The 22,249-nt window shown below is 63.0% G+C and carries 20 protein-coding genes and 1 pseudogene; 8 read left to right on the top strand and 13 right to left on the bottom strand.

The features are described 5' to 3' along the window. Window positions 1-110 precede the first annotated feature (110 nt). From J2X98_RS11400 to J2X98_RS11350, 11 genes are all read right to left on the bottom strand, one after another. The gene (locus J2X98_RS11400; RefSeq protein WP_236800065.1) at window positions 111-977 is read right to left on the bottom strand and encodes an aldo/keto reductase; all 867 of its coding nucleotides are present in this window, start codon (window positions 975-977) and stop codon (window positions 111-113) included. Window positions 978-1,041: 64 nt separating this feature from the next. Beyond that, window positions 1,042-2,214, bottom strand: a complete 1,173-nt coding sequence (locus tag J2X98_RS11395) for an MFS transporter (protein ID WP_236800068.1) — start codon at window positions 2,212-2,214, stop codon at window positions 1,042-1,044. Between the two features lie 24 nt (window positions 2,215-2,238). Beyond that, on the bottom strand, window positions 2,239-2,901 hold the full coding sequence (locus J2X98_RS11390) for an N-carbamoylsarcosine amidohydrolase (RefSeq protein ID WP_236800069.1): 663 nt from the start codon (window positions 2,899-2,901) through the stop codon (window positions 2,239-2,241). 49 nt (window positions 2,902-2,950) lie between these two features. Next, complete coding sequence (locus tag J2X98_RS11385; RefSeq protein WP_236800070.1) at window positions 2,951-3,748, bottom strand: ABC transporter permease; 798 nt, start codon at window positions 3,746-3,748, stop codon at window positions 2,951-2,953. After that, complete coding sequence (locus tag J2X98_RS11380; protein ID WP_307308047.1) at window positions 3,745-4,536, bottom strand: ABC transporter permease; 792 nt, start codon at window positions 4,534-4,536, stop codon at window positions 3,745-3,747. Before J2X98_RS11380 ends, J2X98_RS11385 begins: the two co-directional genes overlap by 4 nt. Beyond that, on the bottom strand, window positions 4,533-5,360 hold the full coding sequence (locus tag J2X98_RS11375) for an ABC transporter ATP-binding protein (protein ID WP_236800072.1): 828 nt from the start codon (window positions 5,358-5,360) through the stop codon (window positions 4,533-4,535). Before J2X98_RS11375 ends, J2X98_RS11380 begins: the two co-directional genes overlap by 4 nt. Then, window positions 5,357-6,361 (bottom strand): ABC transporter substrate-binding protein, encoded by a 1,005-nt coding sequence (locus tag J2X98_RS11370; RefSeq protein WP_236800074.1) that lies wholly within the window; start codon window positions 6,359-6,361, stop codon window positions 5,357-5,359. The genes J2X98_RS11375 and J2X98_RS11370 overlap by 4 nt, the downstream gene beginning before the upstream one ends. Window positions 6,362-7,243: 882 nt before the next feature. Beyond that, window positions 7,244-8,221, bottom strand: a complete 978-nt coding sequence (locus J2X98_RS11365) for a PDR/VanB family oxidoreductase (protein WP_236800076.1) — start codon at window positions 8,219-8,221, stop codon at window positions 7,244-7,246. Between the two features lie 2 nt (window positions 8,222-8,223). Then, window positions 8,224-8,739 carry a hypothetical protein gene (locus J2X98_RS11360; RefSeq protein WP_236800078.1) on the bottom strand — a complete coding sequence of 172 codons (516 nt, stop codon included), beginning with the start codon at window positions 8,737-8,739 and terminating at the stop codon, window positions 8,224-8,226. A 29-nt stretch (window positions 8,740-8,768) separates the two neighbouring features. Next, a complete protein-coding gene (locus J2X98_RS11355; protein WP_307308041.1) occupies window positions 8,769-9,938 on the bottom strand; it encodes a zinc-dependent alcohol dehydrogenase in 1,170 nt (389 codons plus the stop codon). 28 nt (window positions 9,939-9,966) lie between these two features. Continuing rightward, window positions 9,967-11,250, bottom strand: a complete 1,284-nt coding sequence (locus J2X98_RS11350) for a Rieske 2Fe-2S domain-containing protein (RefSeq protein WP_307308037.1) — start codon at window positions 11,248-11,250, stop codon at window positions 9,967-9,969. Between the two features lie 139 nt (window positions 11,251-11,389). Here J2X98_RS11350 and J2X98_RS11345 point away from each other — a divergent pair, with 139 nt between their 5' ends. Together J2X98_RS11345 and J2X98_RS11340 are read left to right on the top strand one after the other, a co-directional pair. Then, window positions 11,390-12,982 carry an IclR family transcriptional regulator domain-containing protein gene (locus J2X98_RS11345; protein ID WP_307308032.1) on the top strand — a complete coding sequence of 531 codons (1,593 nt, stop codon included), beginning with the start codon at window positions 11,390-11,392 and terminating at the stop codon, window positions 12,980-12,982. A 142-nt stretch (window positions 12,983-13,124) separates the two neighbouring features. Then, on the top strand, window positions 13,125-14,387 hold the full coding sequence (locus tag J2X98_RS11340; protein ID WP_236800087.1) for an MFS transporter: 1,263 nt from the start codon (window positions 13,125-13,127) through the stop codon (window positions 14,385-14,387). 96 nt (window positions 14,388-14,483) lie between these two features. Here J2X98_RS11340 and J2X98_RS11335 read toward each other — a convergent pair whose 3' ends face one another. Continuing rightward, window positions 14,484-15,428, bottom strand: coding sequence for a GGDEF domain-containing protein (locus J2X98_RS11335; RefSeq protein WP_307308029.1), 945 nt, complete (start codon window positions 15,426-15,428; stop codon window positions 14,484-14,486). Between the two features lie 671 nt (window positions 15,429-16,099). Next, window positions 16,100-16,216 (bottom strand): annotated as a pseudogene (locus J2X98_RS22225) (aldehyde dehydrogenase family protein); the annotation flags it as partial. Between the two features lie 58 nt (window positions 16,217-16,274). Here J2X98_RS22225 and J2X98_RS11325 point away from each other — a divergent pair. From J2X98_RS11325 to J2X98_RS11300, 6 genes are all read left to right on the top strand, one after another. Continuing rightward, the gene (locus tag J2X98_RS11325; RefSeq protein WP_307308022.1) at window positions 16,275-17,543 is read left to right on the top strand and encodes an MFS transporter; all 1,269 of its coding nucleotides are present in this window, start codon (window positions 16,275-16,277) and stop codon (window positions 17,541-17,543) included. Next, complete coding sequence (locus tag J2X98_RS11320; protein ID WP_307308020.1) at window positions 17,470-18,210, top strand: FadR/GntR family transcriptional regulator; 741 nt, start codon at window positions 17,470-17,472, stop codon at window positions 18,208-18,210. The genes J2X98_RS11325 and J2X98_RS11320 overlap by 74 nt, the downstream gene beginning before the upstream one ends. A gap of 120 nt (window positions 18,211-18,330) precedes the next feature. Continuing rightward, window positions 18,331-18,528: a ferredoxin gene (locus J2X98_RS11315; protein ID WP_307308017.1), complete on the top strand. Its 198-nt coding sequence runs from the start codon at window positions 18,331-18,333 to the stop codon at window positions 18,526-18,528. A gap of 2 nt (window positions 18,529-18,530) precedes the next feature. After that, window positions 18,531-19,784 (top strand): NAD(P)/FAD-dependent oxidoreductase, encoded by a 1,254-nt coding sequence (locus tag J2X98_RS11310; RefSeq protein WP_307308014.1) that lies wholly within the window; start codon window positions 18,531-18,533, stop codon window positions 19,782-19,784. Between the two features lie 119 nt (window positions 19,785-19,903). Beyond that, entirely contained in the window at window positions 19,904-21,346 is a 1,443-nt protein-coding gene (locus J2X98_RS11305; RefSeq protein ID WP_307308011.1) for an aromatic ring-hydroxylating oxygenase subunit alpha, read from the top strand. Further along, entirely contained in the window at window positions 21,346-21,885 is a 540-nt protein-coding gene (locus J2X98_RS11300) for a 3-phenylpropionate/cinnamic acid dioxygenase subunit beta (RefSeq protein WP_307308008.1), read from the top strand. The genes J2X98_RS11305 and J2X98_RS11300 overlap by 1 nt, the downstream gene beginning before the upstream one ends. The last annotated feature ends 364 nt before the right edge of the window (window positions 21,886-22,249 follow it).

Raw genomic sequence — 22,249 nt, 5'->3', positions numbered from 1 at the left:
CCTTGGAAGTTTTTCTCTGCACAGCAGAGACTATTTCTTTAGATAAGAGAATGTCGGAAATTGTGAGCTGCGTCAACCCCTTTGCCGGGGCGCGGGTGGGAGGGGTCCGATTAGTGACCGTTTTCCGGTGAATCCGAATCGCGGGCCGCCGCTTCTCCCCGGTCCAAGGCGGCCAGCGCCTCCATGTCGGCGGCTCTGAGCTCGAAATCGAACACCGAAATGTTTTCCTTGAGCCACTCCGGAGCGGCAGCCTGCGGAACAGGCACCAGGTCCTGCTGCACGTGCCAGCGCAGAAGGACCTGGGCCGGGCTTTTCCCCAGCCGTTCCGCAATCCCGACCACGGTCGGGTTCTCGCGCAGCCCGGAATTGCGCCCGATGGGGCTCCACGCTTCGGTGACAATTTCCAACTCCCGGTGCACGGCGCGTGGCTCAAGGCGTGCCAGGTCCACGCTGAGTTGGATCTGGTTGACATCCGGAACCACACCAGTTGCCTCGATGATCCTTGCCAGATGCCCGGGCTTGAAGTTGGAGACTCCGATGGCCTTGACGCGGCCCTCTTCGAGCAGCTTGACCAGGCCCTTCCACGCTTCGACATACTGTCCCCAGCCCGGATTGGGCCAGTGGCACATGAACATGTCCAGGTAGTCCACGCCAAGCCGCCGCAGGCTGTCGTCGTAGGCCCGCTGCACGCCGTCGATGCTGTGGGACTCCTTGTTGAACTTGCTGGCGATAAACAACTCCTCCCGGGGAATACCCGAAGTCCGCACGCCTCTGCCCACCGCTGCCTCATTCCGGTATTGGAAGGCCGTGTCGAGAAGCCGGTAGCCGGCCTGGACGGCATAGCGGACGGCGGCTTCGCATTCGTCCCCCACCAGGGGCCAGGTTCCCAGCCCGATCCGGGGAATTGTGTGTCCGTGCTGAAGGTCCAGCCTGGGGAGTGCGGCTGCGTCGGTGGTTATAGGGTTGTCATAGGTCATGGGATGTCCTCCTTGAGTGTGGATTCGGGTAGGAAACAGGCACGACGACGGGCCCCGGGTGCTGTCACAGGCCCCGCCGCCCAGGCAGCCAGGTTGCCGCGGCCGGGGCGGAGATCAGGAGGCCGGCCGCGAGCAGAGCCCCTGCCACGGGAACGATGGTGACCAGGCCGGCCATGCCGATGGGCGCGAGGAAGAGCGCCGAGGCCCGGAAGGTGCCCGTGACGGCCAGGGCGTCACCGCGCTCTTCCGGATGGACGGCCTCTGCAGCGATGGCCGGGCCTACCGTCTGCAGTATGCCGGCACCTACGCCCGAGAGCGCCAGAGCGGCAGCCGCGATGGCTGTCCAGCCCGCGACCGGTCCCGCAGCTGCCAGGCCCAGACCAGCCGCGAGCACCCCGGTCATGAGGGAGGCCCTGATTCCCTTCCGCCGGACCCAGCCGCTGGCCGCGCTGCCGCACAGCACCATGGTGTTGGCTGTGGACATCAGGACGCCGGTGGTAATGGCAGACTGGCCCGCGAGGGACAGCACCACCGGCACGTAGGAGTCCAGCAGGCTCTTCCACGCCCCCGCCGCCCCGTTCATCCAGCAGGCCGCGTCAACCCCCGGCCGCCGCCACAGATGCTTCCCGCCGTCGGGCGCGGATTTCGTCCCCTCAAATGGGGGGAATTTGATGATGAGCAACAGCGGACATACGGCCAGGGCCCCAGCGGCGGCCCCAGCCAGCATCGGCAGCTGGACAGAGGTCTCCCAGAGGTATCCGGCCGCGGCAGGCCCGGTCAGGGCACCGATTGCAGCCGCCAGGTTCACGTCCCGCAGTGCCGCCACCGCGGAGGACGAAGTTCTGACGGCGTGGGTTTGGCTGCTGGTCCAGAACAAGGCTCGCGACGTGCCTTGGACCAGCTGGGCTAGGGAGAGGACCCAGAGAGCGTCCGAGGAAGCCAACAGGGCACATGATTCCGTGATCAGCAGTGCGGCCGCGATGAGGAACCACTTGTCTGGGAAGGTGCGCATGAGCGCCCCCATGCATAGGCGGGTCGCTATCTGCGCGACGGCGGCTACCGCCACCAGCAGGCCGACCTGGCTGGGACTGTAGCCTGCGCGGACGGCGACCAACGGGACCACAACCGACAACGTACCGAGCGCGAAGGAGAATAAAACGTTCGCGACCGCATTCAGCGCCCTGTCGGTGCCTGCCGAGGGAGACCACTTGCCCCGGGCGCGCGGCTCCCCGGGCATCACATGGCGCCCGGCCGGCGGCCCCTAGCGGCCGACACCGTCAAGGTAGGCCTCCGCCTCCTCCAAGCCCACGACGTCGCCGTACTTGTTGTCGATGTCGAAGAGGCTGGCGAGGTGGGGCAGCTCTGCCCGGTCGCCCACGCCCTCCTCTACCACGACGGTGTGGAATCCATAGGAGCAGGCATCGACGGCGGTGGCACGGACACAGCCGCTGGTGGTGCAGCCGACAAGGATCAGGGTATCCACTCCCCTGGCCACCAGACGTGCGGCCAGGTCGGTCCCGAAGAAGCAGGATGCGTACTTCTTGACGAGCAGCATTTCATCGTCCCGGCGGCCCAGCCGTTCGTCCAGCTCAACCCATTCGCTGCCCTCCACCAGCCAGCTGTTGGACGGGATTTTCCGGATCCACTTGCCGGCCTCCTGCAGGTCGGCGTCGTAGGCGACAGTCGAGAAGATGACAGGAACGTTGGCTTCCCGGGCAGAGCCCAGCAGCTGTCGGGTGGCCTCGAGCTGGCTGTCAAGATCTCCGGCCAAGGGGGAACGGGTGTCGGTGAAGCCCCGGATCAGGTCGATCACCAGCAGTGCCGGACGCTCCCCGAACCCTGTGCGGCCGCCGAGTCCTTTGTTCCTGAATTCTGTCCGCAGGCGCTGGTATTCCTCCACCGCGGTACTGGTAGGCGTAGTCATGTGTGTCCTCACTAAGAAAATGGTGGTAGTTCGCGGAAAACGGCAGGGGTCAGGCCTTGCGGCTAAGCCTGCGCTCGACGGCCCACAGGGCCAGGTTGCCAACCAGGGCAATCAGTGCCAGCAGCACCACGATGCCGTACATTGCCGGCAGGTCCAGCTGGCCGTAGGCGCGCAGGGTCAACAGGCCAAGGCCGGCGCGTGCGGCGAAGAACTCGGCAATGATGACGTTGATGAAGGCGATGCTGAAGCCAATCCGGATGCCCACCATCAATGACGGCGCCATGGCCGGCACGTAGATCTTAGTCACCGTCTGCAGGGGCGACAGGCTCAGCGACCGTGCCAGCTTTGGCAGCAGGGGGTTTATGGCCCGTACGCCGGCGGTGGTTGAGACCATGATGGGAAAGACCGCCGCCAGGGCAGCCATTGCCGACTGCGCGCCCACGCCCACGCCGAAGATCTGCAACAGGACAGGAAAGAAGATCACGCGCGGGATAGCGAACGCACCCGCGACGATCGGATCGAAGACCGCGCCCAGGAATTTGCTGCGTCCGATCGCATAGCCCAGCGGGAAGCCGGCGGCCGCCGCGATGAGGAATCCGATGAGCACCGCTTGGAGCGTGGCATTCAGGTGGCGGTAGATGGACCCGTTGGCGAAGAGCTCCACCAGGGCGGTGAGGGAAGCAGCAGGCGATGCGACGAGGTCCGTCACCATGGACAGAGCTGCCCAGATTGCCAGCAGCACCACCATGACTCCGGTGCGCCAGAGGGTGTCGGTGATGGTGGAGCGGTTCCTTGTGGCGTTCCGGTCGGTGGTGCGGGGAAACAAGGGAAGTGTGGCGGTCCTCAAAGCATGTCCCTTCTGATGCGCTTTTCCAGCCAGGTCAGAATGCTGTTCACAATCACGCTAAGCACGACGACGACGGTGATGTAGGCCCACATGTCCGCGGTGTTCAGCTCCCGGTAGTAGAAGCCGGCGCGAAAGCCGATTCCCTGCGCCGCCAGGATGAATTCCATGGCGATGGTGCCGATCACCGCATAGATGAAGCCGAGCTTGACCCCCGGGAAAACCAGCGGCGTCGCGGCGGGAAGCAGAACCTTCACGTAGTACTGGGACGGCGAGGCGTTCAGCGAGTTGGCCACCTTGTGCAGGATCGGCTTGATGGAGTTCAGTGCAACCATCGTGGTCAGTGCGATCGGCACCAGTGACATGCTCGCTGCGATGAGGATGATGGGACCCGCGTTCAGGCCCATCACCGCCAGCAACACCGGGTAGAAGAGCAGCGTCGGCATCGCATAGCCGGTGACGATGAAGGGCTCCAGGATGCGCCCGGCGGCGGGAATCCTCCACAGGAACACCCCGAGCGGGATCCCCAGCACCAGGCCAACGGCGAAGGCCACCAGGATGGTGGTGATGGTGCGCGCTCCGTCGGCGGCGAACTGGCCGGTAGGGACAATTGATGCCAGCCGGGCCAGGATCTCGGACGGCGGCACCATGAGGGAACGGTCCACTAGCCCCGTCCTGGTGGTCGCCTCGAGCAGGACAACGAGTCCGGCAACGATCGCCCAGCGTACTGCCGCAGCGCGCCGCGTCATCGGCACGGGTTGGTTCTTTGGCAGAGTCTTCGCGATCGTCACGCCAGCTGCGCCCCTGGTCCAAGGGTCTTCTCCGCCTCCACTTTGACCAGCGACCACAGGTGGTCCTCCAGTTCGCGGAACCGCGGCAGTGTGTGGGTTCCTTCCGGTCGCGGGCGGGGCAGGTCGATTTTGACGACCTCTTTAACCACCGAGGGCCTGGCAGACATGACCCACACCTCGTCGGAAAGGTAAACGGCTTCCTGGATGTCGTGGGTGATAAACAGAACACGGTTGCGGGTCTTCTCCCAGATACGAAGCAGTTCCTTGCCGATGAACTGCCTCGTCTGCTGGTCCAGGGCGCCGAAGGGCTCGTCCATGAGGAGCACCCGCGGTTCCATGGCCAGCGCCCGCGCAATCGCGACGCGCTGCTTCATGCCGCCAGAGAGTTGTCCGGGCCGGTGGTCCTCGAACTGGCGCAGACCCACCAGTTCGATCATTTCGCGGGCCCGTACGTGACGCTCGGCCTTGGGGACGCCCTTGACCTCCAGGCCGAAGGCGACGTTGTCCAGCACGCTACGCCAGTGCAGCGTGGAGTCTTCTTGAAAAACCATGGCCGTATCGCGCCGCGGGGCGGTGACCGTTTCGCCGTCGATGCTGACCGAGCCGCGGGTGGGCTTGAGCAGGCCCCCGACCATGTCCAGCAGGGTGCTCTTGCCGCAGCCGCTGGGGCCGATGACGGAGACGAATTTGTGTTCCGGGATGGAGCCGGTGACGTTGGCGACGGCTTCGGTGGCGCCGGCCGCAGTCTGGAAGGTCATGCCGATGTTGTCGAACACAACGTCGTGCTCTTGCCGGGTGGAAGGAATGGTGGGTACCTGGTTCATGCGAGGAAGTCCCGCATCAGAATGGTGTCCATGTTTGGGTCCTTGGTGATCTGGCCTTGTTTCTTGCCGGCGTCGACGACGGCGGCCAGCTGGGCGTCCGTCAGCTTGAGGCTAAAGTAGCTTTGTGAGTTTTTCAGGGCCGCACGCGCTACTTCAGGTTTGTAGCCGATGGCCTTGGCGTAGACGGCTGCCGCCTTGTCCAGGTCGTTCGTGATGAGGTCCATTGCCCTCTTCAGCGAACGGCCCCACCCCTTGAGGGCTTCGGCGTTCTCGTCGGTGAAGGAACCAGTGGCCACCAGGCAGGTGTCGGACCAGTCGGTGACATAGTCCCGGGAGCGCCATATGACCTTGCCGCCGTTCTCATCGGCAATCTTCTCTGACAACGGTGATGCCGTCCAGGCGACGTCGACGACCCCCTTGGAGACGACGGTCCAGGAATCACTGGCCGATCCTACGCTGACGAGCTCGACATCCTTGCCCGGTTCCAACCCGGCCTCCCGCAGTGTCCGCTCGGCGAAGTAGGAGGAATTGGAGCCTGGCGTGCTCACGGCAATCTTTTTGCCCCGGACGTCTGTAATGGAGTTCACTTTGGAGTCCGGCAGGGCGATGAAATCCACGGATGCCGCAGTGTAGACATTGCCGAAAATCTTGACGTCCATGCCCTTCTCCGCAGCGATGAAGACGGGAATGGTCGAGGAAGTGCCCAAGCCGATTCCAGATTCGATGCCGCGCACGGTGTCTAGGCCGCCAGGGAACTGAATATGTTCGAGCGTCAGTCCCTCTTCTTTGTAGTAGCCCTCCGCCTGGGCAATGAAAAACGGCGCCGAATGTATCAGGCTTGCCAAGCCCGTCACAGCCGCATCGCCGGAATAGCCTTTGTTGCCGCTGGCTCCGCTTTGCCCGCAGGCCGTCAGGGAGGAGCCCAACCAGATAACACCTCCCGCCGCGGCAGACAGTTTTAGGAATCCGCGACGACCTAGCGGGTCAGTCGTTGTTGACATGCAGTTCTCCTTGTCATCGTGCTCGTGTGTTTGAGCCAGTGAAGCACATCACTTTACTGCTGTCCAGAGTGTGTCTCTGCTGTGCAGAGTACTCTTACCAGATATGCGCCCTGGAGCGAGCGTCGTCGCTAACTTCAGGGTTTTCAGACACAGACGCCAATGACCCGAGTTCTCCAGCTCAACTCCTGTGGGCATAGTGAAGAACCTGGCGAGGCCTTTGCGTCCACCATTTGAGCAACCATTTGCCCAGGCTGCTTGTGCCGGGTCTCCCCTCTCGGCACGCAGGTCACGTCGGTTCACCTGCAGATCTCCTGAAAATGCCGACAGGCTTGTTCCCACCCTTCTTGCCGGCGGATCCGTAACGGCTTCCTAGACCTTGGGCCAACGCAATCCCTACCCAAACTGGTCCGCTATCGGGTTACATCCTCAGGTGGACGTGGCGGATGAGCATACAAGAAACATGTGTGACTGCCTGCAGGTTGTCGGGAGTCGAAGCCGCCCGTGCGGGTCTCAAGTCCGTGAGCACTGTCTTGATTAGCCGGGCGTGAATTCGGCATCTCGAGGCCCGAGATCCCCGGGTTCCTGCGGTTCGCCTTAACGGACCGTGCAGGGCTCGTTTCCCTGACAGACAAAAGTCCGCCGTGGGTCGCGGACGCCAAGAGTGCAGTAACAGCTTCAGGTCCGTCATGATGCCCCACCCTCGCAAGCCATCAAGGGCTTGGCCAGGGAGGGCGCGGTAGCTAACGCCCACATCAGGGGTCAGGGGTCGGGACCTGGCGGGGGAAGCGCGACCGATTCCGGCCGGCCGGGCGTTTAGCAGCGATCAGCGCTGCCGCAGTCAACTTCCCGGCCTCAGCCAGTGACGCCGCAACGAAAATAGCTCTACGCGTCCAGGACTAGTTTTGGGCACTTGGAGCGGCTGACGCAGATGAACATGGTGTCGTTCCTGGCGCGTTCCTTTAGAGAGAGGATGCTGTCTCGGTGGTCGACTTCGCCTTCCAGGACCTTGGTTTCGCAGGTACCGCAGAACCCTTCCTCGCAGGAGGACATGAAGGAGGGGTTCACCTCGAGTACGACGTCGAGGATGGACTTTTCTGGTGGAACGGTTAAGGTGCAGCCGGATTGGCGCAGCTCAATTTCGAATTGTGCGTCTGCCTTCGTTTCATCTTCGGCCTGTGTGCGGGCCGGTGGGGTGGCGGATCCAAACAGTTCGGCATGGAAGGCCTCTGCACCGAGTGTGGCGGCGGTGATGCTCTGGAGGTCGGTCAGTAGCCGTTCCGGTCCGCACGCATACACGGAGGTTCCCTCGGGCGCGTTCTGGATTTCGGCGAGCAGGTCGGCGCGGCCTCGCTCATCCCTTGGGTAGAGCGCGAGGGAATCTCCCATGATTTCCTGGAGCTCGTCGATGAAAGCCATGGTTTGCCGGCTGGATCCGCAGTAGACGAGGCGTGTGCTTTTGCCTGCTGCCTTTAGTTCCCGTGCCATGGCCATGATGGGCGTGATGCCGATGCCCCCTGCGACGAGGAGGTAGTGTGTGGCGCCGTCCTCTACTTTGAAATGGTTGCGTGGTCCGCGCGCTTTGAGTTTTGTACCAAGGCGGATCTGGGAGTGCAGTTCCTCTGACCCGCCGCGTCCGCCGCTCTCACGAAGAATGGCGAGACGGTAGTTCTGGAGTTGACGTGGCTCCGAGCACAGGCTGTAGTGCCGCACCAGGCCCGAGGGCAGGATGACTTCCAGGTGGGCGCCGGGCTCCCAGTGAGGGAGTGGGGCCCCGTCGGGAAGGGACAGTTCGAGGGACATGACATTGTCCGATTCCTGGCGCAGGCCTCGGACAACGAGGTCTAAAGTGTCGTGGGACATGTTCATGCTCCGGTGATGGGGTGTTGGAAGAGTTTGCCGGGAATGGCTTCCCTGGTTCCGCCCTTGAGGACCTCAATGAAGTCACGTGCCAGGTCCGTTTTCCTGACTGTGACGAGCATGTCCAGTTCGCGGCGGAGGACCCTCATGGAGGTCGAGCCGGGTTCGGAACTCCAGCCGCCCAGACCAACGAAGACGCCTGCAAGGAGAGTCCCCTGGTTGCGTCCGGCTGTGGCCATGTTCTCGACGAAATCGTCGGGAATCTCCTCGAGCCGCGATCCGAGGAAGACCATCATGTCTGTGCTGGCTGCGAGGTCGCTGATGGTTTCGGTCGCGAAGTGCGTTTCCGGTTCGTCGATTGCCCGCACGAACACCCCGTCCGGGTGGCTTGCGGGTGCAGCGATCAGGACTTCGCGCAGTCCGGCGTCGAACATTGACGAGACGAGCGCCGCGCCAGACGGTCCGAGCGGGACAAGAAGGATGCGGGCCTTGTAATAGGCACGCGACGTCAGGTGAGTCATGGGCTTTCCTTATGTTGTGTTGTCGCTGCTCAAAGCGAAGGTCGAATGACCACGTGGGGGCTGCTGGGTCCCGATCGGTCCAGGAGGGTCCGGAAGAGTTCATCGACGCCTTCCAGTCCGACGTCGATGCTGGGCACGTGTTCCAAGCCCGTGTCATGGGCGGCAAGAAGCTCTATGCTCCTGGTGAGGGCCTGGGGTGAACGCCCACGTACGCCAACCACACCGGATGCCCCGCGCACCAGGGTCTTGAGGTTCACTTCGGCGACGGGGGTTTCTCCGAGTCCGGCCAGTACCAGTCGCCCCAGTTTTCGGAGGTGTTCGGTAGTTTGGAGTGCGGGTCCACCAAGGCCGACGGTATCGACGATGGTGTCGAATCCGGTGGCCTTGCCGTGTCGGCCCAAGGCCAGCGACGTTGCAGCGGCGTCGTCATTGACGACGATGGAGGCGCCCATGGCCTCGGCGATCTCCAGGCGGTCGCGGCTCGTGCGTGAGTTGCGTCCAAGTACGACGATCTCGTCTGCGCCGGCTGCGCGTGCGGCCGCGACAGCGGCGATGCCGTGGTAGCCCGGCCCGATGATGGCCACCCGTGAGCCGCTGGTCGCGCCACCGATGTTGATGACCCAATCGACGGCGTTGGCGAACGGTTGCGTCCAGGCAGCAAGGTTTGAGTCGAGGTCCCGGGGCAGCTTGTGCAGCACTGTCCGGGTTGACAGCTCCATGTATTCAGCGTTGCCGCCGTGTAGGCCGGAGCCTTCGTGGGTTCCGAGCATTCCCACCCGTCGCTGGCCGCCCCACAGGTCCGCGTCCGGGCAAAAACGGTAGATATCCGGCTTTGAGCACGCCTCACAGGTGGCCAATCCGCAGGGCAGGTACTCCTCCAGCGCCACCCTGTCGCCAACCGTGACGTCCCACGACCACTGCATGACACGGCTGAGGGAGACGATTTCGCCGATGACGTGGTGGCCCATCACTGTGGGGTGGCCCAGGCCCTGCTGGTACAGGTCCAGGTCGGTCCCGCACAGGGCGGAGGATTCCACCTTGAGCCACCCTGCGGCGTCCGTGGCCAGACCCGGGTCCACCGTCTGGACCCGGGTGGTCGAATCAGGCAGTGAAACAGCAGCCCTGACAGCGGACGGAAGGGGCGCTGTCAGCGCAGGGGCCGGATCCGGCGACGCGACCGTGGAACCGTGGTCAATCATGCGGAACTCCTCATGTGTTCGGATCGGATTAGATGGAAACGAAGTCGGTTCCGGGGACTACTTGGATGGCCTGCTGGGCACCCTCATGGAACGGGACGTCCTTGGGGAGCAGCACCGATGTCGAGCGGACACGCTGGTCAGCGGTGTCCAGGCCGGGTAGAACGTCGTCCTCCATGGAGTCCAGCGCTGCGAGCAGGCGGCGGCGCGCCAGGATGATTGCGGCATCCGAGGTGCCCAACCGCTCTTTGGTGCGGTCCGCGATCTCGCCCATGCTTTCCTGCAGGGAGAAGTCCTGGGCGGCGATGCCTTCGATACCGGAGAAGGTCTTCTTCTGCTTCTGGGCCTGACGGTCCATGAGGTAGTCGTTGTCCTTGTTGGCGAGGGTCCGGTAGGTGCCGGGGATGTATTTGGCGTGGATGCCGTCGCCGTTTCGCATCTGCTGCAGTTCGTCTTCCCGCAGGTCGCGGGTGGGGTGGTAGTTCCAGGACCATGCCCAGCAGGTGGTGTCATCGATGGGAACCCAGGCGTGCCCGCCCATGGGGTTGTGGGTGCCGAAGGGCGGGATGATCGTGTAGAAGGGCATAATCCACTGGGTGATGCGCCAGTAGAACTCTTCTTCGTTCGCATTGCGCCTTGCTCCGATCAGCAGCCCGCCGTCGCTTTCGGCGACCTCGAACTTCGGGCGGGTGTCCGCCTTGATGTACTCATTGCCGGCCGTCCCGGAGTGCATGGGGTCATCGTCCAGGTTGAAGCGGTGGGCAAAGGACACGTGGCTGGAGTCGATGCCACCCTCCATGGCCTGGAGGTAGTTGGTTTCCTGGAGGCGCTTGGAAATGAAGCGCTGTCCGTCGCCGAGCAGGGCCCATTCAAGCTCCGGCAGTTCGGGCATCTTGTCCGCGGGGCCCATGTACGCCCAGAGCACGCCTCCCCGTTCTACGAGGGGGTAGGACTTCTGCTTGATCCGGCACCTGAACTTTGAGTCCTCCGGCTCGGACGGCATGTCCGTCAGATTGCCCTCTACGTCATACTTCCACCCGTGGTAGGCACACCGGAGGCCGTTTTCCTCGTTCCGCCCGAAGTACAGGGAAGCAGTCCGGTGCGCACAGAACTCGTCCAACAGGCCCAGGCGGCCGGACGTGTCCCGGAATGCAATGAGCTTCTCACCCAGGAGCTGCACGCGCACTGGGGGGCAGTCCGCCTCGGGCAGTTCCTCGGCCAGGAGTGCGGGGAACCAGTACCGCCGGAACAGGCGCCCCATGGGTGTTTCCGGGCCGGTCTGGGTCAGCAAGACATTCTGATCTGAAGTAAGCACGATGCGCCTTTCGCTAAGCCTTGTTTTATCCGTTTTGCGCGCATATGCGCGCTTGTCGGTCGACAGAGTGTTGCATGCGTCTCATTCCTCCGTCAAGCGTGGCGACCCTCACCGCATGTAATGGTCTAGATTCGAGGATGTGAACGCATCAATGCCGACCGCCGTGGAGCTGGCGGCGACAGGCCCGGATTATGTTGATTCCCTGGAACGCGGCCTATCGGTCCTTAGGGCATTCAGCGAGCAGGAAGAGGCACTCTCCGTGGGGGAAGTCGCCTCGCTTGCAGGTATTACACGCACTGCGGCCCGCAGATTCGCACTGACCTTGGAATATCTGGGGTACGCAAGCCAGGCAGCGGAGGGATACAGGCTGGCCCCGGGGGTACTGGCGATCGGGGACGCCTACCTTCGCAGCAATCCACTCCCTGACGCAGCCCACCCCCATCTGGAGGAACTTGTCCGGACGGTTGGGGAAACAGCCTCCCTGACCGTCTTGCACAAGCGCCGCGTATATTACGCCGCCCGCGTGGCAGCCGACAGGATCGTCACAGCCAACATCACCGTTGGCACAAGCGTCGCCGCACACAGCACGGCCACCGGTCGGGTTTTGCTGGGCGGCCTCACCCCGGATGACCTCGAAGACTACCTGTCGGCCATGGAGCCCAGTCCCAGTTTCGATCCGGACTACGTGCGGCAACGGATAGAAGAAGCGCGTACCAACGGGTGGGCGGTGGCCGACCAGGAGCTGACCCCCGGAATCCGGTCGGTGGCCGTTCCCCTGCGCGACCCAAGGGGCCGGATCGTCGCTGCTCTGAACATTGCAGCCCACGCCACCCGCGTCGACGCCGCGGTGCTGAAAGACGACTTCGTTCCGCTGCTCCAGTCTGCCGCACAGCGAACGACAGCAGCCCTTTGGCCGGCTTCCGGGACGGCGCCGGCGAGGTCCGCGCCAGCGCCTGCCACCGCCGCTCACGCGCGGGCGCGTCCATCCGATGTAATTCAATCGGTGGAGAGAGGCCTGCGCATTCTCACCGCATTCGATGAGGACCACAGAGCGATGAACCTGGCACAGATCTCCGAGCAGTGCCAGCTCCCGCGCTCGGCGGCGCGTCGCTTCGTCCTGACCCTGACCTCCCTTGGCTACCTTGAACAGCAGGGGCGGAGCTACGCCCCGACTCCCCTGGTCCTGGAGCTGGGATACTCACTCCTGCCTCGGCTTTCGCTCGCAGACGTAGCCAAACCCCGGCTGGAAGCGTTAGCGCGAAAACTCGGGGCGTCGGTTTCCATTGGCGTCCTGGACGGCATGGACGTGCGTTATGTCGCCAGGGCCAGTGCACCAAGCCCATTGACCGTCAATATCCGCCCGGGCACCCGAGTTCCAGCAGAGCGCACGGCCATGGGCCAAGTCCTCCTGTCCCTTCTGCCCCCTGCCACCATTGAAGACGCAAGGCATTCGGCAGGCAGGGACGTGGCCAACGGCCTGTCAGACCTCGACGTCACACTGGCGGCCGTCCGAGAGCAAGGCTGGAGTTACGTTGACCAACTGCTCGAAGCCGGAATACGCGCCGTTGCAGTCCCGCTTCGAAACCGCCGCGGCGAAGTTGTCGCCGCCATGAGCGCCTCGGTCCATGAAGCCACTACCCCCAACCGCGATATGACGGACAACTTCCTGCCGGCCCTAAGGGACACGGCCAGCGAGTTCATCACGGATTTGAGGGACGGCCTCAACATCTAAAGCATCCGCTTTACGCGCGTCCTGACACGATGCGGATAAAAAGCATTGCTTTCCGTTACCGAGGGCGGTTATATTCATCACACTCAAAATCTTGTTTTCGCGATGTCCCGCGGCAACGACGCCTCTCCAGAATGGGATAAACATGACTACCCTTGACCGTGCCCGCGCCTCCACCGATCTCGACCCATCGAGGCGCCCCTACCGCTGGCTGGTCCTAGTCCTTTGCTGGCTGGCCTTCACCATGACCTCCGTTGACCGTTCGACCTGGGGTCCAGCCTCAACATTTATCGGAGACGACCTCAGGGTGCCCCTGGCGAGCCTTGGGCTGTTCGCCACTTTCTACTACATCGGCTACGTCGTCTCGAACGCGGGCACCGGATTTCTGACGGACAAGGTCGGCGGGCGCCTGTTGATTTCCGTATCCCTCGTGGGTGCCGGAGCATCCATGATTCTCTTCGGGTCCACAACATCTGCCTGGATTGGGATCGCCGTCCAGGCCGTCATCGGTTTCTTCGCCGGAGCCGAATACGCCGCGGGCATCAAGCTGATATCCAGCTGGTTCCGCCCCGAAGAACTCGGCAAGGCCATGGGAATCTACACCTCCGCAACCTCGCTGGGAGTCGTTGTGGCCAACACCGCCGTCCCATATCTCATCCAGCACTACTCCTGGCACGCTTCCTACCTGCTTTTCGGCGGCATCTCCATCGTGGCCGGCATCGCCTGCTACCTCATGCTCCGGCCCGGCCCGGTCGTGGCCAAAAGGGCCAACCGCTCCGAGGGCCGGTCGGTCCTCATCGAACTCGGACGCAACAAGAACCTGTTTCTCCTCGCGCTGGCAGGATTCGGCGGCTTCTGGGGGACCTATGGCTTTATCACCTGGTCCAACGCCCTCATGATTAAAGGACACGGCATCGACCCGACTGTCGCTGGCGGCATCGTAGCTGTCTACGGAGCCCTCGGCGTCTTCGGCAAGCCCCTCATCGGCTGGATCGCCGATAAGTTCAACGGCGCCCGCAGAATACCCGCAATGGTCGTCCTCGGCTGCTTCGCCGTGATGCTCGTCGTCTTCGGCACACTGGACAACGCCCTGGCCTTCTTCATCGCAGCCCCGCTGCTCGGACTCGGGGCATACTGCTACCTCCCGCTCATCGTCGCCCTCGTACCCCGCCTCGTGAGCAGCCGCGTTCTCGGCGGTGCAGCAGGAATAACAAACGCCGTATGGCAAATCGGCAGCGTCTTGGTCCCCCTTGCTGTAGGTGCCGCCTTCACCGCGACCAACAATAACTTCATGGCCGCCCTGATCACACTCGCCGCCGGCCCCTTCCTCGGCATGATCATCATGTACTTCGTCAACGAAAACCCCGACGACGTTGAAATCGCCGTGGCGAATCAGGGAAAGGCCTAGCTTGCCATTCCCGTTTCGGTGATGGCTGAAGGAAGACACGATCGCTGCTCGCAAGCGTGCCGGAGGCTGGGTCCGGAGCCGGCAGTGGATGGGCTTCTAGCGTGGATCGTCGCTATGGGCGGCGCGGTTCCTGCCCATCGCTTTGGCCTTGTACATGGCCTGATCGGCTGCGGCGATGAGGCCGGCCGCTCCGGACGTGCCGGCATCGTAAATGGAGATGCCGTAACTTGCCGTGGGCAGCTGGAGCCCGTCCCGGCTGGGAAGGGAGGCCAGGCGGCGGCTGATGTCTTCGGCGATCAGTTCCGCCCGTTGCGCTGTTGCTCCCGGAAGGAGGATGACAAATTCTTCGCCACCGTACCGTCCCACGAGGTCACTGGTGCGAACCGCTTCAGTGCAGGCCTGCGCGAAAAGCTGGAGCACCACGTCCCCCGCGGCGTGCCCGGATGTGTCGTTGACTGTCTTGAAGTGGTCCAGGTCGGCCAGGATCAGCGCACCGGTGCTGGGGGTGAAGGCGTGCTCGGCAAGCTGCTCGGCAGCGAGGTCCAGGAACGCTTTCCGGTTCAACAGCCCTGTGAGGCCGTCGCGGGAGGCCGCTGCGTGCAGGGCTCGGGTCTGCTGCTCATTGCTGAGGGCGGCCATACTGAAGGAGGCCACCACCAGCACCATCATGGTCCCCATGGTGGTCACCGCGGACCCAAAGGCGGCGGTGAAAATAGGTCCGTTCTGGCCATCAACCACAAAGGCCAGGAAGCGGCAAAAATAGAACAGGGCCAGCCCGGCCGCCGCCACGGCCATAGGGATCCGCATCCGTGAATATCCCGGCTCCAGAAGCCACAACTCCAGCGAGGCCAACCCGATGCCTACACTCATCGCGGTCAGGAACACCGGGCCGCCCGCCCAGATGTTACTGGCCGGACGGTCCATGAGGGAGGCAAACAGGGTGACGCCCAGAATGCCGGCTGATACCCACTTCGACGGCGGCCGCGTCCGCAGTGACTGGGCCCCGGCCCAGACCGCAAGCGATCCCTGTACCAAAAGCACGTTACCAAGCGGGTTCGCCCACACCTGATGGGTCGTTCCGTTTAGCAGAAAACACGACGACCCGGCCAGAAAGAACAACAGCGCCAGGCACCACCAGCCGCTATACGGGGAGCGGGTGACACGGTAGCCGGAAAAGTAAAACAAGAACACCAGCACGAGTGCCATCAGACTGAAGGCAATCCGCAAAGTCACGGTATCCAACACCATAACCTCCAAGCTTTCCCTTCCCCGGGGCCAACCTCCGCCCCCAAGTATCCCACCCGGTCCGCCCCGCGCGGTCCCCAACGTAGCTCTGCCTACCCCGATAGCCGGTTCTGTCAGGCAGGACTCAAAAGCCCTCGACGGCTTAGAAACTCCCGCTGATTCGAAGCGGGTTCAGCGCAGAACCGTCGATAATCCGGGCGCGGCCACTCCCCCCGGGTTGACGAAATCTCATATATGGGCGCTCACACCACGCGAGAACTACCGCTGACGAATTGCCGCGTTGGCTGCAGGCGTCGGTCCAGCTGGCAGTCTGGGCTGACCACGCCCTTATGTCCTCCGCAATGAACCGCACGTCCCGCAAGCAGCGCGGGGCTTGCTGGTTAGCTTTTTCTCAACAGCGAAGAGCGGAGCGCTGGATGGTCTGGACCGTTGGCGCGGGTCCGGCCGGGGGCGGAGTTCCAAATGCCGATGAAGGAGGCATTCCCGCCCAGCTCCATCGAAGTACGCAGCACGTTCTGGGCCGCGTCGGCCATCGGGCGCTTACCTGCCGGGGTGGATCCGGTAAAGGACCTGACCTTCCTAATAGACATGAGAAGATGTCTAATGGACCAACCATTGTCCTAGGAGCGGAGGTAACGGTAATTGGCTACGGAGAACGTTGTACGCGGCGGCCGCGATCACTTTCTGAGTCAATCGGCGAATATGGCGTTCTCGATCGCGCAGGGGATGGGCGCTGTCGTCGTGCCGCTTCTTGCCGCCCAAGCTGGGCATCCTATCGAGCTGATTGGGATCATTGTTGCTGTCTCAGCCGTGTCGCAGACCGTGGCGCGTCTCGGGATGGGCGCCCTTATGAGCAAACTGCCCACGAAGCACTTCATCGTCGCAGCCACGGTGTTGCTGTGCGGGTCCTGTCTGTTACTAGGCCTCAGCACGGCGCTGTGGGCCTTTATTCTTGCCCAGCTCCTCCAAGGGGCGGCACGCGCTTACTTTTGGACGGGGAGTCAGACGCATGTTGTGCGTGCGTCTGACTCCGCCGTGACCGCACTCTCCCGCTTGAACATTGTCCAAGGTATCGGCCAGCTGATCGGACCGGTCCTCGCTGGCTTCATTGGTGCGCTGTCCTTGCAGGTATCCCTCCTTACGGCTGCCGCAATTGCGGCAATAGCGCTGGGCCCGGCCGTAGCGCTGGTCCGTTTCGACCCGTTTCCGCGACGTAACCGGAGCGGCGCTGGGCGCCCGCAGCAGATTTGGCGTCAACCAGGCGTAGGTATGGCCGCAAGCATGACGGCAGTCGCCGGTGCCTGGCGAGGGATCCTCAACTCTTATCTACCAGTGATACTGACCACGGCAGGTTATGGCGTACCCGTGGCCGGCGCGCTGGTGACGGTAGCCAACCTGGCTTCACTTGGCGGTAGCGCCTTTTCCCGCCGCATCCAGGCTATGGGCCCCGCGGTTGCTCACGTTGTGGGCACGACCGCGGCGGGCGCAGGTCTCGCGTTCGCGTCGTTCTTCCCGGATCCGATCTGGCTGGTGGGCGCGGGGCTCGCCATCTCTGGCGCTGGCGCCGGTATTCTCCAGACGGTTGGGCCGGCGTTGGCGTCCGACTCCAGTGATGAAGGGGATCGGGGCCGCGCCATTGCGTCAATTGGAACATTCCGGTCAGTTTCTCTGCTCGCGTCCCCGCTGGGCACGGCGGGCCTCATACTCTTGGCGCCAACTGCGGCGATCGCTACAGGTATCGCCGGTATCATCATTTCTATGCCGGCGCTGACTATTCTGGGCAGACTCGGACGCGCGGGGAGGACGCCCCGGGGAGACACAGCATATGAAGGCAGCGATGACAACCACGAAGACATTGAGGACCAGTCGCGCAGCGAAGACGGTCTCGACAGACCTGTTTGCCCCGATTGAGGCCCAGCGTTCCTCTCAGACCGTCGCCGACCGGATCCGAACCATGATCCAGGAGGGCGTGATCGCCGTCGGCGACCGCTTGCCCTCGGAGCGAGACTTGTCCGAACAGCTCGCAGTGAGCCGCGTCACTGTCCGTGAAGCACTGCGAATTCTTGAAACGAACGGGTTGGTGACCATCAAGGTGGGCGTCAGTGGTGGCGCATTCGTCACGGTTCCACCGATTGATGTCGTGCGTGACAGCATCGGGGACCTTCTCGCCCTTTCAGCACTGACGGCTGCACAGATCACGGAGGCACGCACGCTTCTCGAGCTCAGCATTGTCCCGCTGGTGTGCGAACGTGCAACGGAAGATGACGTCGCGGAACTCTATGCCCTGTGCGACCGCGCCCTGACCGAGCGCGAGCGGGGTGACTACGACGCCCGCACGTCCCTGAGCTTCCACCTGCGCGTTGCTGCCGCAGCGCATAACCCAGCCGTTCTCATGCTGCTCACGTCGATCCAACAGCCAATCCTCCGATCGCTGCACGATGCTGCTCACCAGGACACCAGCGGCGTTGAGGAGCACCGCCGCTTTGTGGACGCCGTTGCCGCCCGTGACACTGCTGGCGCCACCGTCATTATGCGCGACCATTTGGGGCGCACCGCTGCCCGTTTCGCCCAGGCGTAAAAGCGCTCCGGCGCGGTCTTGACAAACAGAGATGACATCCACAATGATCTCTTATAAATGGTCTAACCATTTGCGTCGTGTTTCTCGACGCCACGTGAAGATACGTCCCAGGAGTGATCAATGCGGATCGAAGCCAAGCGACACCTGTGCCAGAGCTACGGCAACTGCGTAGCCATAGACCCAGAGCACCTCGACCTTGACGACGAAGGACTGGTGGTCGTTACTCGGGATTCCATCGGGGATGGGGAGCTTGCAACCGTACAGGCGGGAATTCGCAGTTGCCCGGTGAACGCACTCGTCCTGATTGAAGGCGAGTGACCGTGCCTGTTCCCACGGCTCCGCCGGCGCGCATTGTCATTGTTGGGGGTTCTGTCGCGGGTGCGCGCACTGCACAGGCACTGCGGTCCGACGGCTTCTCCGGCGAGCTGATCGTCATTGAGCCTGAGGCTGGAGAGGCGTACGACCGCCCGCCCCTGTCGAAGGAGTATCTGACCGGCAGCTGGTCGCGTACGCAACTGAACCTGATCCCTGGCGGCTGGGCTGCGGTTGACGCTACGGTCATCCGAGCCTGCGCAAGCGGTTTGGACGTGCAGGAACACCAGGTCAGGCTCTCAGACGGACAGGCGATTCGTTACGACGCCTTGGTGATCGCCACAGGCTTGTCACCTCGCCGCCTGGTGGCCGACGATGGAGAGTCTATCGGTCATGTCATTGGAACGGCATCGGACGCTGATGCCGTCCGTGAACAGCTCCGGGAGGGCCGGCACGTCGTCGCGGTCGGAGGCGGATTCATCGCCACCGAAACGGCCTCCGTGGCCCGGGAGCTCGGCCTTACAGTCACGATCATCGACCGCCGCAGCACATTGCTTGAGCGCAGCTTAGGCACTGTGGTGGGTGCCCATATTGCAGCCACTCATCGCGAACACGGAGTCGACGTGCGCACGGACGCGCGGATCGGCTCCATCAGACGTGACGGAAGCGGGGCCCTAATTACTCTCGAGAACGGGGAACAGATCCAGGCTGACGTCCTTGTCGCCGGCATCGGATCAGAACCCAACACGGCATGGTTGCATGGCTCGGGCATCCGTATCGACGCTGGCGTAATCACCGATGCCCGGTGCCGGGCATTCGGCGCTGCCGGGGTCTACGCACTGGGGGACGTCGCGCACTTCTACGACGTCCATTCCGCCAAACCCCGACGCGTAGGGCACTGGACAAACGCAGCCGACCAGGCGAGCGTCGTCGCCCACAACCTCCTGCACCCTGAGAACCCAGTCGGATACCGGGAGGCCCCATACTTCTGGTCTGACCAGTTCGGAGAGAAGATCCAGGTCGCTGGGCATCCGGATCCGGACGCCCACGTCGATCTCCTGACGCTGGATGGCCCCGCTCCGCGTCGGGTCGCGATCTACACCCACGGCGATGACGACGGTTGCGGCGCGGTCGTCACCTTTGGCTGGCCTCGGGGCATGGTCGCCGCGCGTCGCTTGATGCCGCTTGAACCAACGACGGCCGAGATGCTTGTCGAGCTCGAGAAGCTTGCCGCTGGGGCACGCCTTGCCTCTGTGGGCTGAAGCCGCCCGTCCCTTCCCCTTCCACACGAAAGCGAGGTCTCACGATGACCACAAACATTTGCCCCAGCTCCGAAACGTGTCCCACGTCGGAAACATGCAACACTCCCACCCTACAGGCTGTGGACCCGCACCGCGCACGCAGTCTGGTCGACCTGGAAACAGGCCAAATCAGCCGTGAGGTCTTCTTCAACCAGGAGATCTTCGATCTGGAAATGAAGAACCTGTTCCCCCGTTCCTGGTTGTTCGTGGGCCATGCCACGCAGATTCCCAACCCGGGCGACTACTTCTCGTCGTGGATGGGCAGCGACCCGGTCCTGCTCACACGGGATGTGGACGGCGGAGTCTACGTGCTGTTGAACTCGTGCCGCCACCGCGGCATGAAGGTGTGCCGTTATGACGAGGGCAACACCATGCAGTTCACCTGCCCCTATCACGCATGGTCATACTCCATGGACGGCAGTTTGGTCAACGTCCCCGGCGACCTCTTCGGCGTCCCGCACATGAAGGCGGCCTACAGCGGCAAGCTCGAGAAGCAGGACTGGGGCCTTGTGCGCTGCCCCAAGGTCTACAACTACAAGGGCCTCGTCTTTGCGAACTGGGATGAGAACGCTGAGGACTTCCTGGACTACGTCGGCGACTTCCACTGGTGGCTGGACAACCTTGCTGACGCCTTCGATGGCACCCCCGGTGACACGGAGGTATTCCACGGCGTCCTCAAGTGGCGCATCAAGTCGAATTGGAAATTCGTGTCTGAAAACTTCCTCGGCGACACCTACCATGGTGCCTCCACTCATGCTTCCGTTGAGGCCATTGGCATCGGTCCAGGTGGGCGAGGCAAGCGTCGCCACGGTGAACGTCAGGACCAAGGCGGCCACTCGACGGGCCGAATGAAGACCTCCTTCCGTAACGGGCACGGAGCCAGCGACAACCTCGCCTATGAGATCGCCTACCCGGAATTCGTCGAACCGGAGATGAACGAGTACTTCGATCAGGCGTGGGCGACGCGAAAGGAACGTCTGGACGCCGAGGGCCGGCGCCTGGGCGGCCGGGGGCCGGCGACAATGTTCCCGAACATGTCGTTCGCGGCTGGTTTCCCCCGGAGCATTCTCGTCGCGCACCCGATCAGTCCCACCGAGACCGAGGTGTGGCGCTGGTTCCTGACCGACAAGAAGGCCCCCGAGCATGTGCGTGAGTGGTTGCGCCAGTACTACATGCGTTATGGAGGTCCTGCCGGCATGACCGAGCAGGACGACATGGAGAACTGGGATTACGCTACCCAGGCGTCAAAGGGCGTTGTTGCCCAGCGATACCCGTACAACTACCAACAGGGCCTCGGCACTGAGCAGCTCTCGGAACTCGATCGTGCGGTTCACTCGAACCACGCAATTTCTGGTGAAGTGAACGCGCGGGCGTTCTACCGCCGTTGGTCCGAGTTCGTCGACAACCTCGGGTGGGATGAGCTTATCGAAATTGCGAAGTCGGACGACCGAATTGAATCGATCATCCGTCGCCAGGCGGAAGAAGCGGCAGCCGAGGTCGCCGCCGGAAAGGTGAACAACTGATGTCGAGCGCGGACTACTCGATGGGGCCGGACCGTTGGGCGCTGCTGCAGGAGGTCTCGGAATTTCTGTTCACCGAAGCAGACCTGCTGGACGAGCGCCGGTACAACGAGTGGCTGGATCTGCTTGCCGATGATTATCAGTACAGCGTTCCGCTGCGCATGAACGTGGAATACGCGGACGCAGATACACGGGGTGAGACGAAGGCCGGTTCGGAGGTCTGTTGGTTCGATGAACCTAAATCGACAGTCGAGTTGCGGGTCATGCAGCTCGCCACGGGCGTGCACTGGGCCGAGGAGCCTGTCTCCCGTGTCTCACACCTGGTGACGAACGTCCGCATCGAGGAAGTTAGCTGGCCAGAGGTAAAACTGTCGAGCCGCTTCCTCGTTTACCGTAACCGGGTTGCCGACGAAACTGATTTCTTCGTTGGGCGCCGCAAGGACACTCTTCGCAAGACCGATGATGGATGGAAGGTGGTTCGCCGCTACCTGTTGCTGGACCAGACCGTGCTGCTGGCGAAGAACCTTTCCGTATTCCTCTAAACCGGCAGGCGCTGAGACAACGCCTGCATTAACGTTCCCGTCCTTGGGACGGCGCTATCCCCCGCGCCCGTCCCAAGGACGGGAACTTTTTTGCCCGCAATGCCTTCTCTTCCTGCTGAGGGTTGGAAAGAGGCAGATGAAGCCCAACCACCTCACGACATACTTCGGTCCACATAAACCCTGAACGGCGGCATACCCCACCCTCATGTCCAGGGGCCATAGCTCATCACGGGATGTTCTGTGTCCAGTCCTCGTCGGCTGTTGGTGTGGTGTTAAGGTAGCGGTCCGTTGAGCCGTCCTGCGGGTGCAGGAAGAGGCAGATCCGCACAGTTCCACATATGGGCGACAATCGCGATACGAAAGG

The sequence above is a fragment of the Pseudarthrobacter enclensis genome, from assembly GCF_030811655.1.
Taxonomy (GTDB): Bacteria; Actinomycetota; Actinomycetes; order Actinomycetales; family Micrococcaceae; genus Arthrobacter; species Arthrobacter enclensis_A.
The sequence above is the reverse complement of the archived record's forward strand: the minus strand, read 5'-3'. Positions and strand labels throughout refer to the sequence as shown.